General features: G+C 72.2%; 22 protein-coding genes. 7 read left to right on the top strand and 15 right to left on the bottom strand.

Going from position 1 to position 20998, the window contains the following annotated elements:
- The first annotated feature begins 16 nt into the window (after positions 1-16).
- Both AB0L65_RS25715 and AB0L65_RS25710 read left to right on the top strand, forming a co-directional pair.
- Entirely contained in the window at positions 17-2320 is a 2304-nt protein-coding gene (locus AB0L65_RS25715) for a phosphoketolase family protein (protein ID WP_364249576.1), read from the top strand.
- Entirely contained in the window at positions 2296-3480 is a 1185-nt protein-coding gene (locus AB0L65_RS25710; protein WP_364249574.1) for an acetate kinase, read from the top strand. Before AB0L65_RS25715 ends, AB0L65_RS25710 begins: the two co-directional genes overlap by 25 nt.
- Here AB0L65_RS25710 and AB0L65_RS25705 read toward each other — a convergent pair.
- From AB0L65_RS25705 to AB0L65_RS25690, 4 genes are all read right to left on the bottom strand, one after another.
- Positions 3475-4473 carry a PAS domain S-box protein gene (locus AB0L65_RS25705; RefSeq protein WP_364249571.1) on the bottom strand — a complete coding sequence of 333 codons (999 nt, stop codon included), beginning with the start codon at positions 4471-4473 and terminating at the stop codon, positions 3475-3477. The genes AB0L65_RS25710 and AB0L65_RS25705 overlap by 6 nt on opposite strands.
- Positions 4474-4553: 80 nt before the next feature.
- Positions 4554-4982, bottom strand: coding sequence for an ATP-binding protein (locus AB0L65_RS25700; RefSeq protein WP_364249568.1), 429 nt, complete (start codon positions 4980-4982; stop codon positions 4554-4556).
- Positions 4983-5075: 93 nt separating this feature from the next.
- Positions 5076-5720, bottom strand: a complete 645-nt coding sequence (locus AB0L65_RS25695) for a response regulator transcription factor (protein ID WP_364249565.1) — start codon at positions 5718-5720, stop codon at positions 5076-5078.
- A gap of 112 nt (positions 5721-5832) precedes the next feature.
- Positions 5833-6555: a hypothetical protein gene (locus tag AB0L65_RS25690; RefSeq protein WP_364249562.1), complete on the bottom strand. Its 723-nt coding sequence runs from the start codon at positions 6553-6555 to the stop codon at positions 5833-5835.
- Between the two features lie 447 nt (positions 6556-7002).
- Between AB0L65_RS25690 and AB0L65_RS25685 the strand changes: the two genes are divergently transcribed.
- The 3 genes from AB0L65_RS25685 (at position 7003) to AB0L65_RS25675 (ending at position 9230) form a co-directional block, all read left to right on the top strand.
- Positions 7003-7539: a hypothetical protein gene (locus AB0L65_RS25685; RefSeq protein WP_364249559.1), complete on the top strand. Its 537-nt coding sequence runs from the start codon at positions 7003-7005 to the stop codon at positions 7537-7539.
- Between the two features lie 97 nt (positions 7540-7636).
- Positions 7637-8227 carry a copper resistance protein CopC gene (locus AB0L65_RS25680; protein WP_364249556.1) on the top strand — a complete coding sequence of 197 codons (591 nt, stop codon included), beginning with the start codon at positions 7637-7639 and terminating at the stop codon, positions 8225-8227.
- Positions 8217-9230: a hypothetical protein gene (locus AB0L65_RS25675; RefSeq protein ID WP_364249553.1), complete on the top strand. Its 1014-nt coding sequence runs from the start codon at positions 8217-8219 to the stop codon at positions 9228-9230. The genes AB0L65_RS25680 and AB0L65_RS25675 overlap by 11 nt, the downstream gene beginning before the upstream one ends.
- A 4-nt stretch (positions 9231-9234) precedes the next feature.
- Here the strand turns inward: AB0L65_RS25675 and AB0L65_RS25670 are convergent, their stop codons facing one another.
- On the bottom strand, positions 9235-9819 hold the full coding sequence (locus AB0L65_RS25670; protein WP_350727873.1) for an NAD(P)H-dependent oxidoreductase: 585 nt from the start codon (positions 9817-9819) through the stop codon (positions 9235-9237).
- Between the two features lie 113 nt (positions 9820-9932).
- On the opposite strand from AB0L65_RS25670, the gene AB0L65_RS25665 reads away from it, so the two are divergent.
- A complete protein-coding gene (locus AB0L65_RS25665) occupies positions 9933-10787 on the top strand; it encodes a helix-turn-helix domain-containing protein (RefSeq protein WP_364249550.1) in 855 nt (284 codons plus the stop codon).
- Here AB0L65_RS25665 and AB0L65_RS25660 read toward each other — a convergent pair.
- Complete coding sequence (locus tag AB0L65_RS25660) at positions 10777-11292, bottom strand: hypothetical protein (protein ID WP_364249547.1); 516 nt, start codon at positions 11290-11292, stop codon at positions 10777-10779. The genes AB0L65_RS25665 and AB0L65_RS25660 overlap by 11 nt on opposite strands.
- Here AB0L65_RS25660 and AB0L65_RS25655 point away from each other — a divergent pair.
- Positions 11285-11893 (top strand): hypothetical protein, encoded by a 609-nt coding sequence (locus tag AB0L65_RS25655; RefSeq protein WP_364249545.1) that lies wholly within the window; start codon positions 11285-11287, stop codon positions 11891-11893. The genes AB0L65_RS25660 and AB0L65_RS25655 overlap by 8 nt on opposite strands.
- Here the strand turns inward: AB0L65_RS25655 and AB0L65_RS25650 are convergent.
- The 9 genes from AB0L65_RS25650 to AB0L65_RS25610 all read right to left on the bottom strand — a co-directional run bounded on the left by AB0L65_RS25650 (position 11832) and on the right by AB0L65_RS25610 (position 20793).
- Complete coding sequence (locus AB0L65_RS25650) at positions 11832-12425, bottom strand: pentapeptide repeat-containing protein (RefSeq protein WP_364249542.1); 594 nt, start codon at positions 12423-12425, stop codon at positions 11832-11834. The two genes, AB0L65_RS25655 and AB0L65_RS25650, sit on opposite strands and share 62 nt — an antisense overlap.
- Positions 12426-12442: 17 nt before the next feature.
- Positions 12443-13603, bottom strand: a complete 1161-nt coding sequence (locus tag AB0L65_RS25645; protein ID WP_364249539.1) for a cation:proton antiporter — start codon at positions 13601-13603, stop codon at positions 12443-12445.
- An 8-nt stretch (positions 13604-13611) separates the two neighbouring features.
- Positions 13612-14094, bottom strand: coding sequence for a cation:proton antiporter regulatory subunit (locus AB0L65_RS25640; RefSeq protein ID WP_319713832.1), 483 nt, complete (start codon positions 14092-14094; stop codon positions 13612-13614).
- 124 nt (positions 14095-14218) lie between these two features.
- Complete coding sequence (locus AB0L65_RS25635; RefSeq protein ID WP_364249536.1) at positions 14219-15253, bottom strand: acyl-CoA desaturase; 1035 nt, start codon at positions 15251-15253, stop codon at positions 14219-14221.
- A gap of 228 nt (positions 15254-15481) precedes the next feature.
- Positions 15482-16603, bottom strand: a complete 1122-nt coding sequence (locus AB0L65_RS25630; RefSeq protein WP_364249533.1) for an FAD-dependent monooxygenase — start codon at positions 16601-16603, stop codon at positions 15482-15484.
- A gap of 26 nt (positions 16604-16629) precedes the next feature.
- Positions 16630-18198 carry an MFS transporter gene (locus AB0L65_RS25625; protein WP_357740135.1) on the bottom strand — a complete coding sequence of 523 codons (1569 nt, stop codon included), beginning with the start codon at positions 18196-18198 and terminating at the stop codon, positions 16630-16632.
- A 79-nt stretch (positions 18199-18277) separates the two neighbouring features.
- Positions 18278-19678 (bottom strand): FAD-binding oxidoreductase, encoded by a 1401-nt coding sequence (locus AB0L65_RS25620; RefSeq protein ID WP_364249529.1) that lies wholly within the window; start codon positions 19676-19678, stop codon positions 18278-18280.
- Positions 19679-19695: 17 nt separating this feature from the next.
- Positions 19696-19941 carry a hypothetical protein gene (locus AB0L65_RS25615; protein WP_364249526.1) on the bottom strand — a complete coding sequence of 82 codons (246 nt, stop codon included), beginning with the start codon at positions 19939-19941 and terminating at the stop codon, positions 19696-19698.
- Positions 19942-20010: 69 nt separating this feature from the next.
- A complete protein-coding gene (locus tag AB0L65_RS25610; protein ID WP_350727863.1) occupies positions 20011-20793 on the bottom strand; it encodes a hypothetical protein in 783 nt (260 codons plus the stop codon).
- Positions 20794-20998: the final 205 nt, after the last annotated feature.

Below are 20998 nucleotides of genomic sequence, written 5' to 3'. Positions count from 1 at the left end.
GAGGAAGCAGCAGAGTATGGACCATATCGACGCGTACTGGCGGGCGGCGAACTACCTGTCCGTCGGGCAGATCTACCTGCTGGACAATCCGCTGCTGAGCGAGCCGCTGCGGCCCGAGCACATCAAGCCGCGCCTGCTCGGCCACTGGGGCACCACGCCGGGGCTGACCTTCTGCTTCGCCCACCTCAACCGGGTGATCAGGGAGCGGGACCAGGACATGATCTACATCGCCGGTCCCGGGCACGGCGGCCCCGCCGCGGTGGCGCACGCGTGGCTGGAGGGGACCTACTCGGAGCGCTATCCGGACGTCTCGCAGGACGCGGAGGGCATGCGGCGGCTGTTCCGCCAGTTCTCCTTCCCCGGCGGGATCCCGAGCCACGTGGCGCCCGAGACGCCGGGGTCGATCCACGAGGGCGGGGAGCTGGGCTATTCGCTGGCGCACGCGTACGGGGCCGCCTTCGACAACCCGGACCTGGTCGTGGCCTGCGTCATCGGCGACGGCGAGGCCGAGACGGGCCCGCTCGCGGCGAGCTGGCACTCCAACAAGTTCGCGGACCGCGACCGCGACGGCATCGTGCTGCCCATCCTGCACCTGAACGGCTACAAGATCGCCAACCCCACCGTGCTCGCCCGCATCCCCGAACCCGAGCTGCTCAAGCTCATGGAGGGCTACGGCTACCGCCCCCACGTGGTGGGGCCGGACCACGAGGAGATGGCGCGCGCCCTGGACACCGCCTTCGACCAGATGGCCGCGTACAAGCAGGGCAGGGCCGACCGGCTGCCGATGATCGTCCTGCGGACGCCGAAGGGCTGGACGGGGCCGCGCGAGGTGGACGGCAAGCAGGTCGAGGGCACCTGGCGGGCGCACCAGGTGCCGCTGGCCAACGTCCGCGAGAACGCCGCCCACCTGGGCATGCTCGAGCAGTGGATGCGCTCGTACCGGCCGGAGGAGCTGTTCGACGCCGGCGGCGGGCCCGTGCGGGAGGTCCTGGAGACCGTGCCGCGCGGCACGCGCCGGATGAGCGCCAACCCGCACGCCAACGGCGGAGAGCTGCTGGAGCCGCTGCGGCTGCCGGACTTCCGCCGGCTCGCGGTCGAGGTCAAGGCGCCCGCCGGGCAGTCGAGCGAGCCGACGCGGGTGCTGGGCGGGTTCCTGCGTGACGTGATCATCGCCAACCCGCGGACGTTCCGGCTGATGGGGCCGGACGAGACCGCGTCGAACCGGCTGTCGGCGGTGTTCGAGGCCACCGACCGGGCGTGGAACGCCGAGGTGCTGCCGACGGACGAGCACCTGGCCCCCGGCGGCCGGGTGATGGAGGTGCTGAGCGAGCACCTGTGCCAGGGCTGGCTGGAGGGCTACCTGCTGACCGGCAGGCACGGGCTGTTCAACTGCTACGAGGCGTTCATCCACATCGTGGACGCCATGTTCAACCAGCACGCGAAATGGCTGGAGTCATCGCGGAAGATCCCCTGGCGGCGACCCGTCGCCTCGCTCAACTACCTGCTGTCCTCGCACGTGTGGCGCCAGGACCACAACGGCTTCAGCCACCAGGACCCCGGCTTCCTCGACGTGGTGATCAACAAGAAGGCGTCCGTGGTGCGGGTCTACCTGCCGCCGGACGCCAACACGCTGCTGTCGGTCGCCGACCACTGCCTGCGCTCGCGCGACTACGTCAACGTGATCGTGGCGGGCAAGCAGCCGGTGCTGGACCTGTTCACGATGGAGGAGGCCGTCGCGCACAACACGCGCGGCCTGGGCATCCTGCCGTGGGCCTCCACCGACGAGGGCGCCGAGCCGGACGTGGTGCTGGCCTGCGCGGGCGACGTGCCCACCCAGGAGACGCTCGCCGCCGCCGCGATCCTGCGCGAGCACCTGCCCGAGCTGAAGGTACGGGTCGTCAACGTGGTCGACCTCATGCGCCTCCAGCCGCCCACGGAGCACCCGCACGGCATGTCGGACGCCGAGTTCGACGCCCTCTTCACCGCGGACAGGCCGGTCGTGTTCGACTTCCACGGCTACCCGTCGCTGATCCACCAGCTCACCTACCGCCGCCACGGCCACGCCAACATCCACGTGCGCGGCTACAAGGAGGAGGGCACCACGACGACGCCGTTCGACATGGCCATGATGAACGACATCGACCGCTTCCACCTGGTCATGGACGTCATCGACCGGGTGCCCGGGCTCGGCACCACGGCGGCGCACCTGCGCCAGCGCATGAGCGACGAGCGGCTGCGGGCCCGCGCCCACACGCGCGAGACCGGCGAGGACACCCCCGAGATCAGGTCGTGGACGTGGCCGGGCGCATCCTCGTACTGAACACGGGCTCGTCGTCCATCAAGTACGAGCTCGTCGACGTCCGCACCCGCGAGCGCCCGGCCAGGGGGCTGGTGGAGCGCATCGGCGAGGAGCGCGGGCGGCTGACGCACCACGCCGGGGACCGGCCTCCTTACGTGTCGGAGGAGCCGTTCCCCGGGCACGAAGCGGGGCTGGCCGCGGTCATGAAGGCGTTCGAGGCGGCGGGGCCGGAGCTGGACCCGGTCGCGGTCGGGCACCGCGTCGTGCACGGCGGGACCCGGTTCACCGAGGCGGTGCTCGTCGACGACGGCGTGATCGGGGCGATCGAGGAGCTGGCGCCGCTCGCGCCCCTGCACAATCCGGTCAACCTCGCCGGGATCCGGGTGGCGCGCGGCGCCTTCCCCGGGGTGCCGCAGGTGGCGGTGTTCGACACCGCGTTCCAGCTGGCGCTGCCGCCCGAGGCGTACACGTACGCGGTCCCGCGCGACTGGCGCGAGCGGCTCGGCGTGCGGCGCTTCGGCTTCCACGGCACCTCCTGCGCGTACGTCTCCCGCCGCGCCGCCGCCTTCCTCGGCCGCGATCCGGCCACCCTCGACCTCATCGTGCTGCACCTGGGCAACGGGGCCAGCGCGACCGCGATCTCCGGCGGGCGCAGCGTCGACACCTCCATGGGCCTGACGCCCCTGGAGGGACTGGTCATGGGCACCCGCTCGGGCGACGTCGACCCCGCGCTCGCCGGCTACCTGGCACGCGTGAACGGGATGGACGCGCGGCAGGTGGAGAGCGGGCTCGACCGCCACGGCGGCCTGCTGGCGCTGGCCGGGACGGGCGACATGCGCGAGGTGCGCGCCCGCGACGACGCCGAGGCCCGGCTGGCCCTGGCGGTCTACACGCGGCGCATCCGCAAGTACGTCGGCGCCTACTACGCGCTGCTCGGGCGGCTGGACGCGATCGTGTTCACCGGCGGGGTCGGGGAGCACGACGCGGCCACCCGCGCCGAGTCCCTGGCCGGGCTCGACCGGCTCGGCGTCACCGTGGACCCCGTGCTCAACCAGGCCGGGTCGGCGCGGGAGCGGGCGGTCTCGCCGCCGGGCGCCGAGGTGGCCGTGCTCGTCATCCCGACGGACGAGGAATGGGAGATCGCCCGCCAGACCCTCGCGCTGATCGCGCCGGGATCATGACGGGCGGCGCGCGACGGCCGGCACCCAGAAGTCCACCGTCGTGCCCGCGCCGGGCGCGCCGCGGATGCTCCACCAGCCGCCGGCCGTCTCGGCCCGCTCGCGCATCTCGATCAGCCCGAAGTGGCCGTCCTGGCCGTCCCGGCGGGTGATCCCGACCCCGTCGTCGCGCACGCGGACGTGGACGCCCTTGTCGAGCGAGGCCAGCTCCACGGCGACGGCGGCGGCCCCGGCGTGCTTGCGGACGTTCGTGAGGGCCTCCTGGCAGATGCGGAAGACGGTGATCGCGGCCTCGGCGGGCGGCTCGCCGTCCAGGCGGTTCACCAGCTCGTACGCCACCCCCGCCATCTCCCGCTCCAGGTACGAGGCGAGCCCCTCCGCCAGCCCCTCGCCGGGCAGGCGTAACCGGAAGGCCAGGTCGCGCAGGCGCCCCACGGCGGCCTCGACGGCGTCGCCGAGCGCGCGCACGCCGGCCGCGTGCTCCTCGGGCAGGCCCTCCTCCATCGCCCGCAGCCGCATCCCGACGGCGACCATGGACTGGATGGTGTCGTCGTGCACGTCGGAGGCGATGCGGCGGCGCTCCCGCTCCTGGGCCTGGACCAGGTGGCCGAGCAGCAGGCCGCGCTCGTCCAGCGCCCTGGCCATGCTGCGCCGCTCGGTCAGGTCGCGCGTCACCTTGCCGAACCCGCGCAGCTCGCCGCGCCCGTCGCGCAGGGCGGTGACGACCACGCTGGCCCAGAACCTGGTGCCGTCCTTGCGGACCCGCCACCCCTCCTCCTCCCAGCGGCCGTCGGTGGCGGCCGCCTCCAGCCCCGCGAACGGCTTGCCGGCCGCGACGTCCTCGGGCGGGTAGAAGACGGAGAAGTGGGTGCCGATGATCTCCTCGGCCGTGTAGCCCTTGATGCGCTCGGCCCCGGCGTTCCAGCTCACGATCCTGCCGCGGGGATCGAGCATGAAGATGGCGTAATCGCGGATGCTCTGGACGAGCAACTCCATATCCGCTTGTGGAGGATTATCCACGGCCATACCGCAGCTTTTCACGACGTGGCCCTATGACCCAAACCCTCCCGGCAGGTTCAGGAGTCGTAAGCGCGGGCCTGGAGCGGGGCGAGGCGGGGCGCCAGCTCGCACCACACCACCTTTCCGCCCTTCTCCCCGTCGACGGGCGTGGTCCCCCAGCCGGTGGACAGGAGCCGGACGACGTGCAGGCCCCAGCCGTTGGACGGGCCGGGTTCGCGGGGCTCGGGCAGCCGCTCCCCGGCGTCGCCCACCTCGACCCGCACCTGCGCCGCGCTGCCCCGCATCCTCAGGGACGGCGGGCCGTCGCCGTGCACGAGCGCGTTGGTCACCAGCTCGGACACCACGAGGAGGACGTCCTCGTGGTAGCCCTGGTAGCCGCACTCCGCCAGGGCTCGACGGACGATCCGGCGCGCCGCCGTGATGCTGTCCATCTCCTTCGGCAGGGGCGTGTCCACCTGGTACTGACCGGCCTTCTCGCTGACCACCCCTCTACTTTCGGGTAGCCATTATCCGATCACGAGACGCATCCGCGCCAGGCCGCCTGGTACACCTGTGGGACGCGAGATGGTGCACCTGCGTCAATCGAGCAGCCCTTCCCTGCGGGCCAGCGCGACCGCCTCCAGCTTGGTCCTGGCGCCCAGCTTCTCCAGCACGTGCTGCACGTGGTTGCGCGCCGTGTTGCGGGCCACGCCGAGCCGTTCGCCGATCTCGCGCGCGCCCATGCCGTCGGCCAGGAGCAGCAGCGTCTCCCGCTCGCGAGCCGTCAGCGCGGACCCCAGGAGCCCCGCGCGCCCGGTCAGCCGGTCGAGCACCCCGGGCAGCAGCCCGGGCGCGAACACCACCCCGCCGGCCGCCACCTCGCGCACCGCCGATTCCAGCTCCCCCAGCCGGGACGACTTCACCACCAGCCCGGCGCCCCCGGCCGCCACCGCGCGGGCCGCCACGGAGACGGTCGCCTCGCCGGTCAGCACCAGCACCCGCGCCTTGGGCGCCGCCGCCACCAGCCGCCCGATGGCCGCGATCCCGTCGCCGTCGGGCAGGCGCCGGTCGAGCACGACAACGTCCGGCTGGCACCTGCCGGTCTCGGCCACCGCCCCGGCGACGCTGCCGGTCTGGGCCACCACCTCGATGTCGGGCACCCGCGCCAGCGCCAGCCCGATGGCCTCGGCGACCATGGCGTGATCCTCCACGAGAACCACCCGGATCGAAGGGGGAGTCGCCATGTCTGCCGCTGCCTCTGTCCGCGGTTTCCGCGCCCGCGCGGGGCGCACGCCGGCCCGGCGCCACGAGCAGTGTCCCACGGCCCGCGCGCCCGTGGCCAACGGCGCCGTACGCTCACGGCTTCCAGGGCAGGCGGCGGTGCTTGAAGGTCGGATACTTGGTCTCCCAGTAGCGCCAGCCCTCGACCCTGGCGGGGATGTTGGCGAATCCGCGGGCGACCCTGACGTCGCGGCACGTGCCCATCACCTGCCAGGCCGACCAGCCGATGCGGTAACCGAAGACGCGGTACCACAGATGGCCGTACATCCCCTTGGTGATCTCCCGGCTGTATTCGTGGCCGGTGAAGACCATGTGACGCTCTTCGAGGTGCGGAAGCCCCATCCTGCGCATCTCGTGCACCACTTCGCGGGTGGTGATCGGTTCCACGAGGGTGAGCGGTTCATTCGTGGAGACGGCTTTCCGCCTCTCGTTCTCGGTCTCCAGGAACGCGCGGACCTCGTGCTCCCGGGTGACCGACGCCGTGACCGTGCCGCCGGGGCCGTCGACGAAGTTGGTGCGGGGCAGGAAGAAGTTCCGCGGAGAGAGCGAGTGCACCTTGAAGAAGAGGTGCGGGCTGCATCTGTCGCCGTGGATGAGGGGGAAGTGACGGTTACGGTGACGGCGGCGGCGGTCGGTGGTGTCGGCGGTGCCGGTGGTGTCAGCGGTGCCGGTGTCGGCGGTGTCGGTGTTGGTGTCAGCGGCCTCGACGGTGCGGTCGGTGCGGTCGGTGTCGTCGTCGTCCGCTCTCGCCGCCGGCACCAGGGCGGCGACCATGACCATCGAAAGAGAGCCGCTCACTGCCCATCTCATCGCGTGACGCGCCTTGGGCCAAGCGGAATTGACTGGGGCAATTGTCCGTGAATTGGGAGTGGACATGTACCGTACCTTTCGGGATGCGTCAGGCCAGGGTCCGGCCTGTGCCGCCCGTCGAGCGGCCGACAAGATCGGTACGATGGTTACAGTTGCGGCGAGGTGCTCTTCAACGCCACGCCGCAGGCGAATATCCCATGCTGGGAAAGCGCCGGTGAAAAAGTGTCAATAGCGGGTCGTCCCTTTCACAAACGCACATCGCGGCGTTCCGGCGTCGCCGAGCCTGTGTCCGGAGAGCCGGATATGGGCCGGATGACCTGCTACGACGCCGATTGCGGGGCCGTCCGGGCCGGCCAAAAGGGTAATTCCCCGTAGAAATCTGAGACTTTCTCCCGACCTTCCAGGAGAATATCGGCTGTGTCCTGCGCGTCGTCAGTGCTGCGTCTTGTGCGGGCCGTCGTGTTCGCGACGGTCTGCGGCGCGGTGTCGGCGGGCGGGCACGCGCTGGCGGGCGGCGGCCTGGTGCCGTTCGAGGTCTACCTGGCCGGGGTGCTGGCCGCGCTCGGGCTGGCGTACCTGATCGACGGGCGCGAACGCGGCCCCGTGGCGGTGCTGGTGGCGACCGTGGGCACCCAGATGCTGCTGCACCAGCTCTTCGAGCGGCTCACCCCCGTGGCCGAGGCCGGTCCGGCGCACGGGCATCCCGCGCCCGGCATGGCGCTGGTCCATCTGACGATGGCGGGGCTGACGGCCTGGTGGCTGCACCGGGGCGAGCGCGCGCTGTGGCTCATGATCCGCCTGTACGGCGCGCCGCGGATGATCGTCCCGCTGCCCGCCGCCGCCGTCCCGGCCGGGGCCGTGCGGCCCTCGTGGCGGCCGGTCACCCCGTATCTGACCGCGTACGCGGGAAGGACCGTTTCCGGCGCGATCCTCAGGCGAGGCCCACCCCGGGGGCCGAGGCACTTCGGCTGACGCACGAGTTCCTTGGCGCGCCCGGCGGGGCGCGTACCCTTGCCTGCGTCCGGACGGCGCCACGCGCGCGTCCGGGAGATCGTTCTGGAGACCCATCATGGCGTTCCTGCCACGAAACATCATCGGGGCGGCACTCGCGTGCGCCCTCGTCCTGATATTCCCCGCGTCGCCGGCGTTCGCGCACGACGCGCTCAAGAGCAGCTCGCCTGCCAAGAACTCCCAGGTCGGCTCGGTCGACGAGATCGAGCTCGAATACAGCGCGAGCGTGAAGTTCCCGTTCGTCGTGCTGCACGACGCGGCGGGCAAGGAGGTCCCGCTCGGCAAGCCGGTGCTCGAGGGGCCGAAGGTGCTCACCGACGTCCCGCAGCCGCTCCCCCCGGGCCCGTACGTCATCGCCTGGCGGGTGGTTTCGTCCGACGGGCATCCCATTGAGGGCGAAATCCCCTTCAGCGTGAAAGGATCACCTTCTTCATCGGCTTCGCCCCCGTCCATCGGCGGGGGGCCGACGGCGAGCACGCCGCCCCAGGCGGTAGGGTCCGCCGCGGCGGCCGGCGAGCGGTCCGCGGCCTCCGCGGGGGTTCCCGGCTGGATCTGGGGCGGGCTGGTGGTGCTTGTCGTGCTGGGCGCGTTCGTTCTGATCCGGACCGCGCGCCGCGGCCCAGATCGGGAGGAAGTGGATGCGGATTGAGGAAGCCAGACAGATCGCTCGGCAGTGGGTGCTGGAGGAAGGCGCCGCGCTGCCGGGCTTCGACGGGGCCTTCCTGACCGGGTCGGCCCTGTGGGCCGACCCGGCCGCCGAGCTGGCCGCGACCTCGGACGTGGACGTCATCGTGGTCGCGGACCAGCCCGTCCGCCTGGGCAAGTTCGCCTACCGCGGGGTCGTGCTGGAGGTCTCCTCCGTCTCCGAGCTGGGCTCCACCCACGAGGTGCTGAGCGACTACCACCTGGCCGGCAGCTTCCACCTCCCCTGCGTGCTGGCCGACCCGTCCGGGCGGCTGACCGAGATCCAGCGGGTGGTCTCGCGCGACTTCGCCGAGCGGCCGTGGATCCTGGCCCGGTGCACCAACGCGATGGACCGGGTGCGCGGGTTCATCAACGGCATCGACGAGCGGGCGCCCCTGCCCGACCAGGTCAACTCGTGGCTGTTCGGCACCGGGGTGACCGCCCACGTGCTGCTGGTGGCGGCGCTGCGCAACCCCACGATCCGGCGCCGCTACGTGGACGTGGGCGAGCTGCTCGCCGAGCACGGGCGGCTGGACTTCCACGAGAGCCTGCTCGAACTCCTGGGCGCCGCGCACCTGAGCGCGGCCCGGGTCGAGCGGCACCTGGCCGTGCTGGAGAAGGTGTTCGACGCCGCGGCGGCCGTCCGCGTCCCCTCCTACCCGTTCGACTCGGACATCACCCCGGCCGCGCGGCCCATCGCCATCGACGGCACCCGCGAGCTCATCGGGCGCGGCCTGCACCGGGAGGCGGTCTTCTGGCTGGTGGCCACCTACGCGCGCTGCCTGGCCAAGCGGGCCCTGGCGGGTGAGCAGGCGGGTGAGCAGGCGGGCGAGCACGGATACGAGGACGGCTTCCGCGAGCTGCTGGCCGACCTGGGGGCGGAGACCCGCCGGGACCGGCGCCGCAAGGGAGACCTGGTCCTGGCGGCGCTGCCCGGCGTGTGGCAGACGGCGATGGCCCTGTGCTAGGGCCTCAGGCCACGTAGGGGGTGGTCCGGCGGGCGTCCCGCAGCACCCCGCTCCACCAGCCGAGCTGGTCGAGCAGCGCCTTGGCGGCGACGTCGGGCCCCTCCGGGTCCAGCAGCTCGCCGTCGGGGCCGAACCGGCTCCAGTGCTGGTCGAAGCTGATCGTGTTGCGGATCGTCACGGCGTGCACCTCGGCGAAGACCGGCCGCAGGTGCTCGGCCGCCCGCACCCCGCCGCCGTACCCGCCGTAGGAGACGAGCGCGACCGGCTTGGCCATCCACGCCGTGAAGTGCCAGTCGATGGCGCTCTTGAGCGAGGCCGGGAAACTGTGGTTGTACTCCGGCGTCACCACCGCGAACGCGTCCGCCGCCGCCAGCCGCGCGGCCAGCCGCCTGAGGTCCTCCGGGCGGGACTCCACGTCGGCCAGCTCCTCGGGGGTGGCGGGCATCACCGCGGGCAGCGGCGTCTGCGCCAGGTCGATCACGTCGAGGTCGAACAGCCCGTGCGTGCGCGCCCGCTCCGTGAGCCACTCCGTGATCCTGGGGCCGAACCGCCCTTCGCGAACGCTGCCGGTGATCACTGCCAATGTCATGTTCTCCATGCGTCCCAGGCTCGTGGACACCGGGCGGGCTAGGGAGACCGCGCTGAGACTGGCCCTCACGGGGCCACGCTACGGGCCGGTCGCCGGGCCTACACTCGTGGCCCGTGGATGACAACGAACTGGGGGCGTTCCTGCGCTCCCGCAGGGAGGCCGTCAGGCCCGAGGACGTCGGGCTGCCCGGCGGCCCGCGGCGGCGCACGCCGGGGCTGCGCAGGTCCGAGCTGGCCACCCTGGCGGGGGTGAGCGTCGAATACCTGACCAGGCTGGAGCAGGGCCGCGACCGCAACCCGTCCACGCAGGTGCTCATCACGCTGGCCGACGCGCTGCGGCTGACCCACGAGGAGCGTGTCCACGTGCGTCAGCTGGCCAAGGTGGCCAGCGGCGACGTGCGGCTGTGCCCGGCCGCGGCCGAGGCCCCGGCCCGCACGGTGCGCCCGACGGTGCGGGCGGTGCTCGACCGGCTGGAGCCCGCGCCCGCCGTGCTGCTCAACCGGGTGGGCGAGGTGCTCGCCCACACCACGGGGTTCGAGCGGCTGTACGGCCCGGTCGGGCTGCTCGACGGCGATCCGCCCAACATGGTCAGGTACGTCTTCGCCGACGCGCGGGCCAGGGCCGCCTACCCCGACTGGGACCGCGTGGCCGACGAGCACGCGGCCGCGCTCAAGCTGGCGGCGACCAAGGCCGACCCGTTCGCGCAGGAGCTGGTCGCGGAGCTGTCGTTCGCGGCGGGTGAGGCCTTCAGCGGGCGGCCGGCCCGGCCCGCCCCGCCGCTGCCGGCCCCGGTGGAGCGGCTGGCACATCCGCTGGCCGGGGAGCTGCGGCTCAAGCGCGAGCAGCTCGAGCTCTCCTACGACGACCAGCGGGTGGTGGTCTACCTGCCGGCCGACGCCGCCACCTCGGCCGCGCTCGACCGCCTGACCGGCCGCCTTCCGGGCGCCCTGCGTGCCGTCAGCGGCTGACCGCTGCTACGCGCGGCGCAGCGACCTGGTCAGGCCCGCGGCGATCGTGGTGGCCAGCACCCAGCCGGCGGCGAGGCGGCGGCTCGGCCAGGCCGAACACGATCGTGCCCACGGCCAGGAGCGCCAGCAGCCAGGCGGCCGCGCGTAAGGGGCGGAAGCCGTACCCGACGGTGACGTCCTGGAGGTGACCCCAGAGTCCCGCGTACCACGGGAGGGTGGCGCGCCGCCGCCGCTGGCCGGCCAGGAGCGTGTCGCGGGCGTCGGCGTCGCTGCCCAGCCGCCGGTACATCGCGGCGAGCTGCTCGTAGGCGTTCGGCAGGTAGCCCTCGGGATCCCTGCGCAGCCAGCCGAGCCGCCCGGCGGCGGGCAGCATGGGGTCGAGCACCTCGTACGCGAGCCCGTCCATGCGCATCGCGTCCGGCCAGACGCCGGGGTCGTCGCGCAGGACGCCGATGCGCGCGTGGCGCAGCTCCACCGTGCCCCGGACGGGCGCGGCGGTGCGCACCGATGTCGAGGTGCTCGCCGTTGACGACGACCCCGCCCGGGTTGTCCAGGTGGGCGCGGTTGAGGTTGAGGTTGCCGCTGACACGGGCGCCGGACAGGCGCAGCTCGCCGGTGACGTGGCAGCCGGCCAGGCGCAGGTTGCCGTCCACCTGGATGTTCGAGGCGATCAGGCCGGGCAGCGTGGAGCCGCTCAGGCTGAGGAAGCGGGTGCGCGCCTGGTACAGGTCGGGCGCCTCGTCGAACGCGCACTGCTCAAGGGTGATCGGGAAGCCGATCTCGGCGAAGGCCAGGTGGAGCAGGCCGGTGATCCGGGCGCCGATGAGGCGCAGCGCGGGCTTGGGCCCGTCGTGCTCGCCGAGGAGCAGCTCGGCCAGGGCCTGCGCGCGAACGGCCGGGTCGAGGTCGCCCGAGCGCAGGTCGACTTCCCTGCCGCGGGGCACGGCTTCGGCCACGGCCCGCTCGGCCGGGAGGAGATCGGTGATTTTCACACGGCCATACTGCGGTGCCCGCCCGGTATCCGCAGCCGATCTCGGTGGCCGCCTACTCGCGTACGTCGAGCCCCAGCGCGCCGGCCACGACCGTCGCCTGGAACGGGTCGATGATCGCGTTCTTGAGCGTGACGGTGAGGGGGTCGAGCGTGCTCAGGTCGCTGCCGCGCAGGTCGCACCGCGTCAGGTCGGCGCCGCGCAGCGACGCGCCCGACAGGTCGGCCCGCCGCAGCTCGGCGCCCTCCAGCCGGACGCCCGACAGGTCGGCCTCCCGCAGCCGGGTGCCGCGGAAGACGCTGCCCCGCAGGTCGGCGCCGGCGAGGCCGACGTAGGACCAGTCGCCGCCCTCGACCTTGAGCAGCCCGTACGTGCACCCGTCGAACACGCTGCCGGTCAGCTTGCACCCGTCGAACGTCGCGTCGAAGAACGAGCACCGCGTGAACGAGCAGTTGACGAAGCGGGCGCCGTCGTGGACCGACACGTTGAAGCGCACGTTGCTGAAGTGGCACTCCTCGAAGGAGGAGCCGTGGTCGACCAGCTCGGTCATGTCCACGTCCTGGAACAGCACCCGGCGATGGCTCTCGCCGGAGATCTCCAGGCTGTCCCAGTCGGTGGACCAGATCGTCTTCTCGGTGGGCTGGGTCATGCGAACAAACTAGCGGATCAGGACCGCTTGGCGATGGAGGTGATGAGAGGTTGCACGAGCTTGGCCGCCAGGGGCCCGAAGGCCGCCAGGATGAGGACGTACGCCGCCGCAAGCGCGCCCAGGTCGGGGTGGGCTCCCGCGCCCACCGCCAGGCCCGCGATGACGATGTTGAACTCGCCGCGCGGGATGAGCGCGATGCCCGCCCGCGCCTGGCCCGCCTTGCCGATGCCCGCCCGCCTGGCCGCGTACGCGCCGGTCAGCAGCTTGGTGATCATGCTGACCACCGCGAGCAGCGCGGCCAGCCCCGCCACGGGCAGGATCTTCGCCGGGTCGGTCTGGAGGCCGAAGAAGACGAAGAACACCGCAGCGAACAGGTCGCGCAGCGGCGCCAGCAGCGCCTGCGCGTCCTCGGCGAGCTCGCCGGACAGCGCGATGCCGACCAGGAACGCGCCGACCGCCGCCGACACGTTCAGCTGCTGGGCGAGCCCGGCCACGAGCAGGGCGAGCCCGACCACCTTGAGCAGCAGCACCTCGTTGTTGGGGCTGGCCACGAACGCCTCGATGAAGCGCCCGAACTTGAGCGCCACCACCAGCACCGCGCTCACGGTCAGCAGCGCGACGCCCACCGCGACCGCCCCGCTGGCCAGGCTCAGCCCGGCCAGGATGGTCGTCAGGATCGGCAGGTAGACGGCCATCGTCAGGTCTTCGAAGACCAGCAGCGACAGCACCGTCGGCGTCTCCCGGTTACCGATCCACCCCAGATCGGACAGCACCTTGGCGGTGATGCCGGAGGAGGTGGCGTACGTGACGCCCGCCATGGCCACGGCCGCGACCGGGCCCCAGCCCAGCAGTAATGCGCAGATCGCGCCGGGGGCGGCGTTCAACACCAGGTCGACGATGCCCGCGCGGATGTTGCCGGTCAGGCTGGTGACCAGCTCGTCGGCGTTGTACTCCAGGCCGAGCGTCAGCAGCAGCAGGACGACGCCCAGCTCCGCGCCGACGGAGACGAAGTCGTCGCTGGTCGCCAGCGGCAGCACCCCGCCGGTCCCGAACGCCAGGCCGGCGATCAGGTAGAGCGGGATGGGCGAGATGCCCACGCGCAGCGCGAGGGCGCCCAGGATTCCCAGGGCGAGGACAATGGCACCGAACTCGAGAAAGAGGACCGCGGTGTGGTGCACCCGCGGCCCTACCCGTCCGCCAGGATGCCGGCCACCTCGGCGGTGGTGTCCTCGCTGCCCACGACGACCACGACGTCGCCCGCGGCGAACACGAAGTCGGGGCCGGGGCTGGCGAAGACCCGCCCGCTGCGCACGACGGCCACGATGGAGGCGCTGGTACGGGTCCGCACCCGGGCGTCACCCATGGGACGCCCGGCGTAGGGGGAGCCGTCCGGGACGGGCAGCTGCACGCTGACCAGGCCCTCGACCTGCTCGTGCAGCTGGTTGAGCCGCTGCACGATGCGGGGGGCGCCGAGGAGCTCGGCCAGGGCGTCGGCCTCCTCGTCGTTGAGCTTGACCACGTGGCAGACGGCGTCAGGATCGTCCGCGTCGTAGATCACCAGGTCCCGGCGACCGGTGCGATGGGACACGACGCCGACCCGCTGTCCTTTGCGGGTGGTGAAGTCGTGTCGTAGCCCGATTCCCGGCAGCGCTGTCTGTTCGACCTCCACCTATCCCCACCCGCTCAGATCCGCCTATTTGCGACTAAACCCTACCAATACCTGCTCATGGCCTCTGCTCCGCGAAGGCGGGCCCGGTCGCCCTCGATGCCGCCGCCTTCCCCCGCTCTGGTCGCTACGCTCCCGCCGCTCCCTCGCGTAGCGGGCGTCCGACCTCATGCAGGTGCCGCAGGGCCTGGCCCCACGACGCGAACAGGCCGCATTCGAGGTAGTCGACGCCGAGCCGCTCGCAGTACTCGCGGACGATGGGCTGCGCCTTACGCAGGTTCGCGGTCGGCATGCTGGGGAACAGGTGGTGCTCGATCTGGTAGTTCAGGCCGCCGAGCGCGGTGTTGACCAGGCGTCCGCCGCGTACGTTCCGGGAGGTCAGGACCTGGCGGCGGAGGAAGTCCAGCTCGTCCTCGGCGGTCAGGACCGGCATGCCCTTGTGGTTGGGCGCGAACGTGCAGCCGAGGTAGACGCCATAGCAGGCCTGGTGCACGATCACGAACACCAGCGCCGTGCCGAAGGGCAGCACCAGGAAGACCGCCCCCAGGTAGGCGAGCACGTGCGCGCTCAGCAGCAGCCCTTCGAGCCCCCTGCTCTTGAGCGAGGGGCGGCGCAACGCGCGGAAGCTCGACACCTTCAGGTTCACGCCTTCGAGGGTGAGCAGCGGGAAGAACAGGAACGCCTGCCAGCGCCCGATGAACCGGGGTATCCCGCGCGCCTCCTCGGCCTGCTTCCGCGACCAGATCAGGCTGTCGGGCGCGACGTCGGGGTCGTGCTCCTCATGGTTGGGGTTGGCGTGGTGGCGCGTGTGCTTGTCCATCCACCAGCCGTAGCTGAGCCCGACGGCCAGGTTGCCCACCAGCAGCCCGGCGATCCTGCTGACGCGCCGCGACCGGGAGATCTGCCCGTGCGCCAGGTCGTGGGCCAGGAGCGTCACCTGCGCGAAGGCCACGGCCAGCAGCACCGCGACCGGGATCTGCCACCAGGAGTCCCCGACCATGGCGAACAGCGCCCAGCTCCCCGCGAAAAGCCCGGACACCATGCCGATCCTGGCCGCGTAATAGCCTGGCCGCTTGTCCAGCAGCCCCGCCTCGGCGATGCGGCGTGACAGTCTCGCGAAGTCGCTGCCGCGCCGAACGGCGGCGGTCCCCACAGTCCCCACGTTTCTCTCCGATGCTGACGAGTCGTATGTGATCACTCATCAGCATCGCGAGAGACGGGGGTCCGGCGGACCCCCGCTGTCACCCGTTCTCTTGGTAGTGCCTGCCCTACCATGGGGGCGCCCGGTGGGCGCCCCCGCCGCCTGGGGACAGGGCCGGTCCATCGCACTCAGCGTGGCACTGGACGACCTCACCTCTGGTCGGGAATGGCGGGCGGCGGGGACACCGGCTCAGATCGGCTGCAGGGCCGCGGCGTCGCCGTAGATGTGCAGGTCCGGGCGGAAGGCCGCGAGGTAGGCGACCCGGTCGTGGAAGGTCGCGGCCAGGGCGTCCCCGTAGTCGATCAGCTGCCTGTGGGCGTCCCTGCGGGGCTCGTAGCGGGCGGACAGCAGCCGGTCGAGCAGGTCCGCGTCGCCGCCGGCCGCGCAGATGACGTCGGCCAGAAGTTCGGCGTCGTGCAGCGTGTAGCTCATGCCCATCCCGGTCATGGGGTGGCAGGCGAACGCGGCCGAGCCCAGCAGCGCCGCGTTGCCCTTGTGGTACTCCGCCACCCGCATCGAGGAGACCTTGATCCGCTGCCAGGTCGCGGGCTGGAGGACGTTGAAGGCGTCCGAGCTGTCGGTGACGAACTTCTTCAGCGCGTCGAGCAGCGCGGGGATGCCGTCCTGGAAGATCTCCTTGTCGTCCTCGGGGGGCAGGCCGACGAACACCCTGGCCTGGTCCCTGTTGACCGGATAGAGGTAGGCGAACCAGCCTTCCGAGCTGAAGTACAGCCGGTTGAGCTGGGCGACGCTGGCGGTCAGCGGGACGGTGGCCACCCGCATCAGCAGCCGCTCGTACGGCAGCGTGCGCTGCTCGATGTCGAGCGCCTGCCGTACGGCCGACCTGGTGCCGTCGGCGCCGATCACGACGCCGGCCCGCAGCCTGCGCCCGTTCGAGAGCGTCAGCTCCTCCACGCGGCCGTCGCCGATCGCGATGTCGTCGATGCTGGCGTCGAACCAGAACTCGACGCCCTCCATGACGCAGCTCGTGTAGATGAGCTCGACCAGCTCCCGGTAGGGGCGGACGAGGAAGCCTCCCTCCGGGAAGCGGCACTCCTGGATGGGTTCGCCGTCGTGGTAGTAGCGGATGGTGTCGCGCCTGAGGCCATGGCGTCCGACCAAGTCGGCCAGCCCGTGCCGGGCCAACACCCGGAGCCCGGGGGGCTTGAGGAAGTCCGCGCCCGCGCTGGGGACCGATGGTCCCTGTTCGATGACGACGACGCGCTGTCCGCGGCGACGCAGCAGCAAGGCGAGGAAGCAGCCGCCGAGCCCGGCGCCGACGATCGCTACGTCGCACGATGTGGTTGCCATGACGAGAGCCCTTTCGAATGGTTGAACTAGTTCGGGTTCCCGCGGGAACCGGCGAGCGGGCCTGGCTCGGCCGCCCGCGGCCGCGGGATGTGGTCCGTGGGGGGTGTGCGGGTCTCGGCAGGCAGCAACGCGTCGGCCTCCGCCGCCACGGTGGCGAGAGTCATGCGCAGTTCCAGCAGCATCCGGCGCGGCACTTTGATCATGACGTCGCCCGGGTCGGTCCGCAGCCGGGTGATCTTGGTGAGGGCCAGCGCGCCGATCAGCACGGAGATGGCCACGCACAGCGCGAGCGCGCCGGCCAGCCCCGCGAAGGGGCCGGTCATGAACGGGTGGTCGATGACGACCGACACGACGGCGACGCCGACGGCCCCGCCGACCATGCGCGCCATGGTGGCCGCGCCGACGGCGGAGGCGTACTGGTGGGGGCGGGCGGCCAGGGTGGTGGCGACGGAGGTGCCCGGCGCGAGCGCGCCGACGCCGATGCCGACCACGACGCTGGCGATCAGGCCCCACACGGTGGGCCCGGCCTGTGTCAGCACGAGCACGCAGGCGCCGCCGCACAGCAGCGAGCCCGCGTAGATCAGCCCGTACGCGCCGACCCGCTTGACGATCCGCCCGGCCAGGAAGCTCGTCACGACGACCGCCACCGACGTGGGTGTCAGCCACATGGCCACCTCGAGCATGGGGTAGCCCAGGTGGAGCAGGTACAGCGGCTGCACGGTCAGCAGCCCGTACGACAGGGCGCCGAAGCCCCAGGTCGCGAGCCAGCCCCAGACGAATCTGGGACGCCGCCACAGGGCCAGGTCGATCGCGGGCAGGCGGTGGTGCTTGGCCTGCGCGAACGCGCCGCCCAGCAGGGCCAGCGCGGCCAGCGCCAGCCACACCACGTCCATGCCCCAGGCCATCGCCTTGGAGATGGCCAGCACGATGACCGCGATGCCCGCGGCGAGCAGCCACGCGCCGAGGACGTCCGGCAGGCCCCTGGCGCCGGCGCGCTTACCCGGCGGAAGCGCGGCGCAGGCGATCAGGAGCGCGACGCCGATGACGACGTCGGGGACGAACAGGGCCCGCCAGCCGACGGAGACGACCAGCCAGCCGCCGCCCGCCTGCATGAGCAGGCAGCCCAGCCCGGAGGCGGAGCTCCAGAGAGCGATCGCGCCGCGCCGTTGCGACTCCGGCAGCTCTCCGAGCAGCAGCCCGAGGCTGGCCGGGATCATCGCCGCGGCACCGGCGCCCTGGACGGCCCGTGCCGCCAGGACGTACGACCAGGAGTCCACCAGGACGGTGGCGACACCGCCCAGGACGAACACCACGAGCCCGACGGCCAGGACCCGTCGGCGGCCGAACAGGTCCGCCCAGCGGCCCGCGGTGGCCAGCAGCGCCGCGATCGGGATGAACGCCGCGCTGGTCAGCCAGACCAGGTCGCCCAGCGGCATGCCGGCCCCGGCGGGTGTGTACCGCAGGACTCCGACTGCCAGGGTGGTGGCCGTGGTGTCGGCCATCACCGTCAACATGACACCCGCACCGACCAGCCGCAGCATCACGGCGTGACGACGGTCGATGGTGCTCGTCCCCCGCGCTGGTGACGAACGCACGTGGTCACCTCCAAGCTATGAGTGGTCTCCGCCGACCGGCACACTCCGGTTGTGCGACCGGCGGAGGTGGGTCGTTCGGTTATGCGCCGTAGCGGCCGGGCGAGAGCAGGCCGTCCGGGTCGAGGGCGGTCTTGAGCCGGTGCAGCATGCCCAGGCTGGCGGTGCTGGTCTCCGACCACACGTCGGCGGCGGCGTGGTCGATGTCGGAGCGGTAGATGGCGCACCCGTGGCTGCGCAGCAGGCAGTTGCCGTCGTTGCGGAGCTGGTGGGCGCGGTAGGGGGCGTCCGGCGCACCGCGTTCGAAGAAGATCTGGATGACGCCGTTGGCCATGTGCCGGCTGACGAGGTTCCACTCGACCATGAGCGCGGTGGTGTGCGCGTCCACGGCCGTCTGGAGGGCGGCCAGGATGTGTTCGGTCCTGCGGGCGTGCGTCGGCATCAGCGGCATCAAGGCCAGGAAGCCGGTCTGGCCCTCGTCGATCTGGTCGCAGGAGGTGACGCGGAGGGCGTTGCGCACGCCCAGGCAGGTGGGGATGCCCTGGGACATGAGCGCCCTCGGGTAGAGCGGGTCGTCGGGGCCCACCTCGGCCGCGTCGACCACGCGCAGCGACTCGGCGCCCTCGACCTCGATGAGCGCCTTGCGCAGCAGCTCCTCGGCCAGTTCGACGGCGGCGTCGCTGCCGAGCAGCGGCCCCATGACGGTGAACAGGTCGGGGTCGACGCCCCTGGGCAGGAACCAGTCGCCGTGACTCGGAACGAGCGCCAGCTCGCGCACGCGCAACATCCCGTCGGCGGGGTTGCCGCGGCGCAGGAATCCGGCCATCGCGTCGAGCGCGACGCCGACCTGGGCGCGCGGCATACGGCCGTAGACGAGGCCGACGGTCTGCGGGCGCGGAACGAGGGCGACGGCCATGGCGGTGACGATGCCCAGGTTGTGCTGGACGAAGGCGGGCGTCAGGTCGGGCCCGGCGACCCGGCCGTGATAGCGCCCCGCCGGGTCCAGCCCGCCGGTGGTGACCACGCTGCCGTCGGCCAGCACGGCCTCCAGCCCGGCCACGTCGTGCACCCGGGAGCGGAAGGTGCCGTCGCCGCGGTCCAGGGCGTTGCCGACGACGGAGGTGTCGGCGCAGGAGTTGGTGACGTTCAGCATCCAGGGGGTGTCGCGCAGCGCCTCGGCGAGCTGTGCCTGGGTCACCCCGGGTTCGATGACCGCGAAGCCGGCTTCCAGGTCGAGGCCGCGGATGCGGTTCATGCCGCTCAGGTCGACGACCAGGTTGTCGTCGGTGACCGGCACGGCCGAGCCCATGCCCCAGTTCTTGCCGGTGCTGATCGGGTAGAGGCGGCGGCCGGTCCTCATGGACTGCCGTACGAGCGCGCGTACCTCGTCGAGGCTGCGCGGAGCGTCGATGCCCGCCACGGAACGCGGTTGGTGACCCCCGACGTCGTGCGACTTCAGCTCCAGTCGCTCTAGGTCCTGCATGACTCTCCTCTTTCGGCTCACGCGGTGTGCTGGAGCAGGTCGTCGATGGAGCCGATGGCCTGGTTGGACATCTCCCTGATGCCGAGCAGCCGCTGCTCGACGTACTCGTCGGGCTCGGCGGTCGTGTCGGGGAGGTCGAGGGTTCCGAGCGGCGCCGATTGCACGGGGACCTCGTGCAGGCCGTAGGGGTGCCGGCGGGGCCGGATGTCGGTGTCCCGGGTGTCGCGGATGGTTCTGGCGGGCAGGTGCGGGGGGGTTCGCATGACGGGAGCTCTCCTACCGGACTCGATGGGGTTTTTCCGGGCGACCGCTCGCCGTTGAGCGGATCTGGGTCAGCGTGCGCCCTCCCTGTGGTCGAGGTGGTCGACCACCGGAGTGACGGCCGCGGGGGTCGCCCGCGGCACGCCGTGGTTGATGACGCTCGCGGCGATGCGGCGCTCCGCCAGCCCCATGTGGGGACGGCCGGCGGTGCCACCGGTGCTCGGCCGGGCGCCGGCCGAGCCTCGGATCATGGAGCTGGCGTGCACCCATCGGCGCGACTCCAGCAGCACGTCGCGCTGGGCGCGCGACAGGTCTGAGTGGCGGGCGTACTGCTCGCAGACGGCCCGCGCCAGCACCCGCGCCATGACGAGGTGCTCCGCGCAGGCGGCCGAGACCTTCGCCTCCAATCCGATGACCTGGGCGAGGAGCAGCTGCAGGTGGGACAGCCCCGAGCTGCGCTCGAACCCGTCGAGCTCGGCCAGCCGCTCGGGCCAGCGCAGCCGCCGTTCGACCGAGGCGTTCACGGCGGCGACGATCTCCGTGGCGGGCTCGTCCGGGCGCCGCCCTTCGAGCTGTACGGCCCGCTGCGCGGTCGACTCGAAGTCGGTCAGCCGGCGCAGCCCGCTCTGGAGCAGGCGTACGCGGTTGTGCAGGCAGGCGGCGCTCCAGCCGAGGACCAGCAGCCGGTCGGCGTCGGCCTCGCAGTGCCAGCCGACCAGCGCGACCTCGCGCGCCATGCGGTGGTAGAGCACCCAGGACTCCTGCGCGGGGACCGGCACCGGGGTGTCGATCCACACCTGCAGGCCGCCCGGGGGTACTTCGTCGACGCCGACGTCCACGCCGGCGGGCGCCACTCTGGCGCAGATTCGCTGAACCACCCGTTGCTGGGCGGCTGTCTCCGGCGCCAGGGGCACCGGGCCTGGCAGCACTCGCTCTGGGGCCACTCTCGCCCTCGGCTCGATGCTCATCTGGGGCCACCTCCCGACCCACGACCTACGTAAATTGACACTTAATAGTGCCGTCCCGATCGTCGTCAGAGAGGGGTTTTCTGTCAACTGG

This window comes from Nonomuraea sp. NPDC052116 (assembly GCF_040680035.1).
GTDB classification, from domain to species: domain Bacteria; phylum Actinomycetota; class Actinomycetes; order Streptosporangiales; family Streptosporangiaceae; genus Nonomuraea; species Nonomuraea angiospora_A.
Note: the sequence above shows the minus strand (reverse complement) of the source record. Positions and strands in the feature narration are given on the sequence as shown.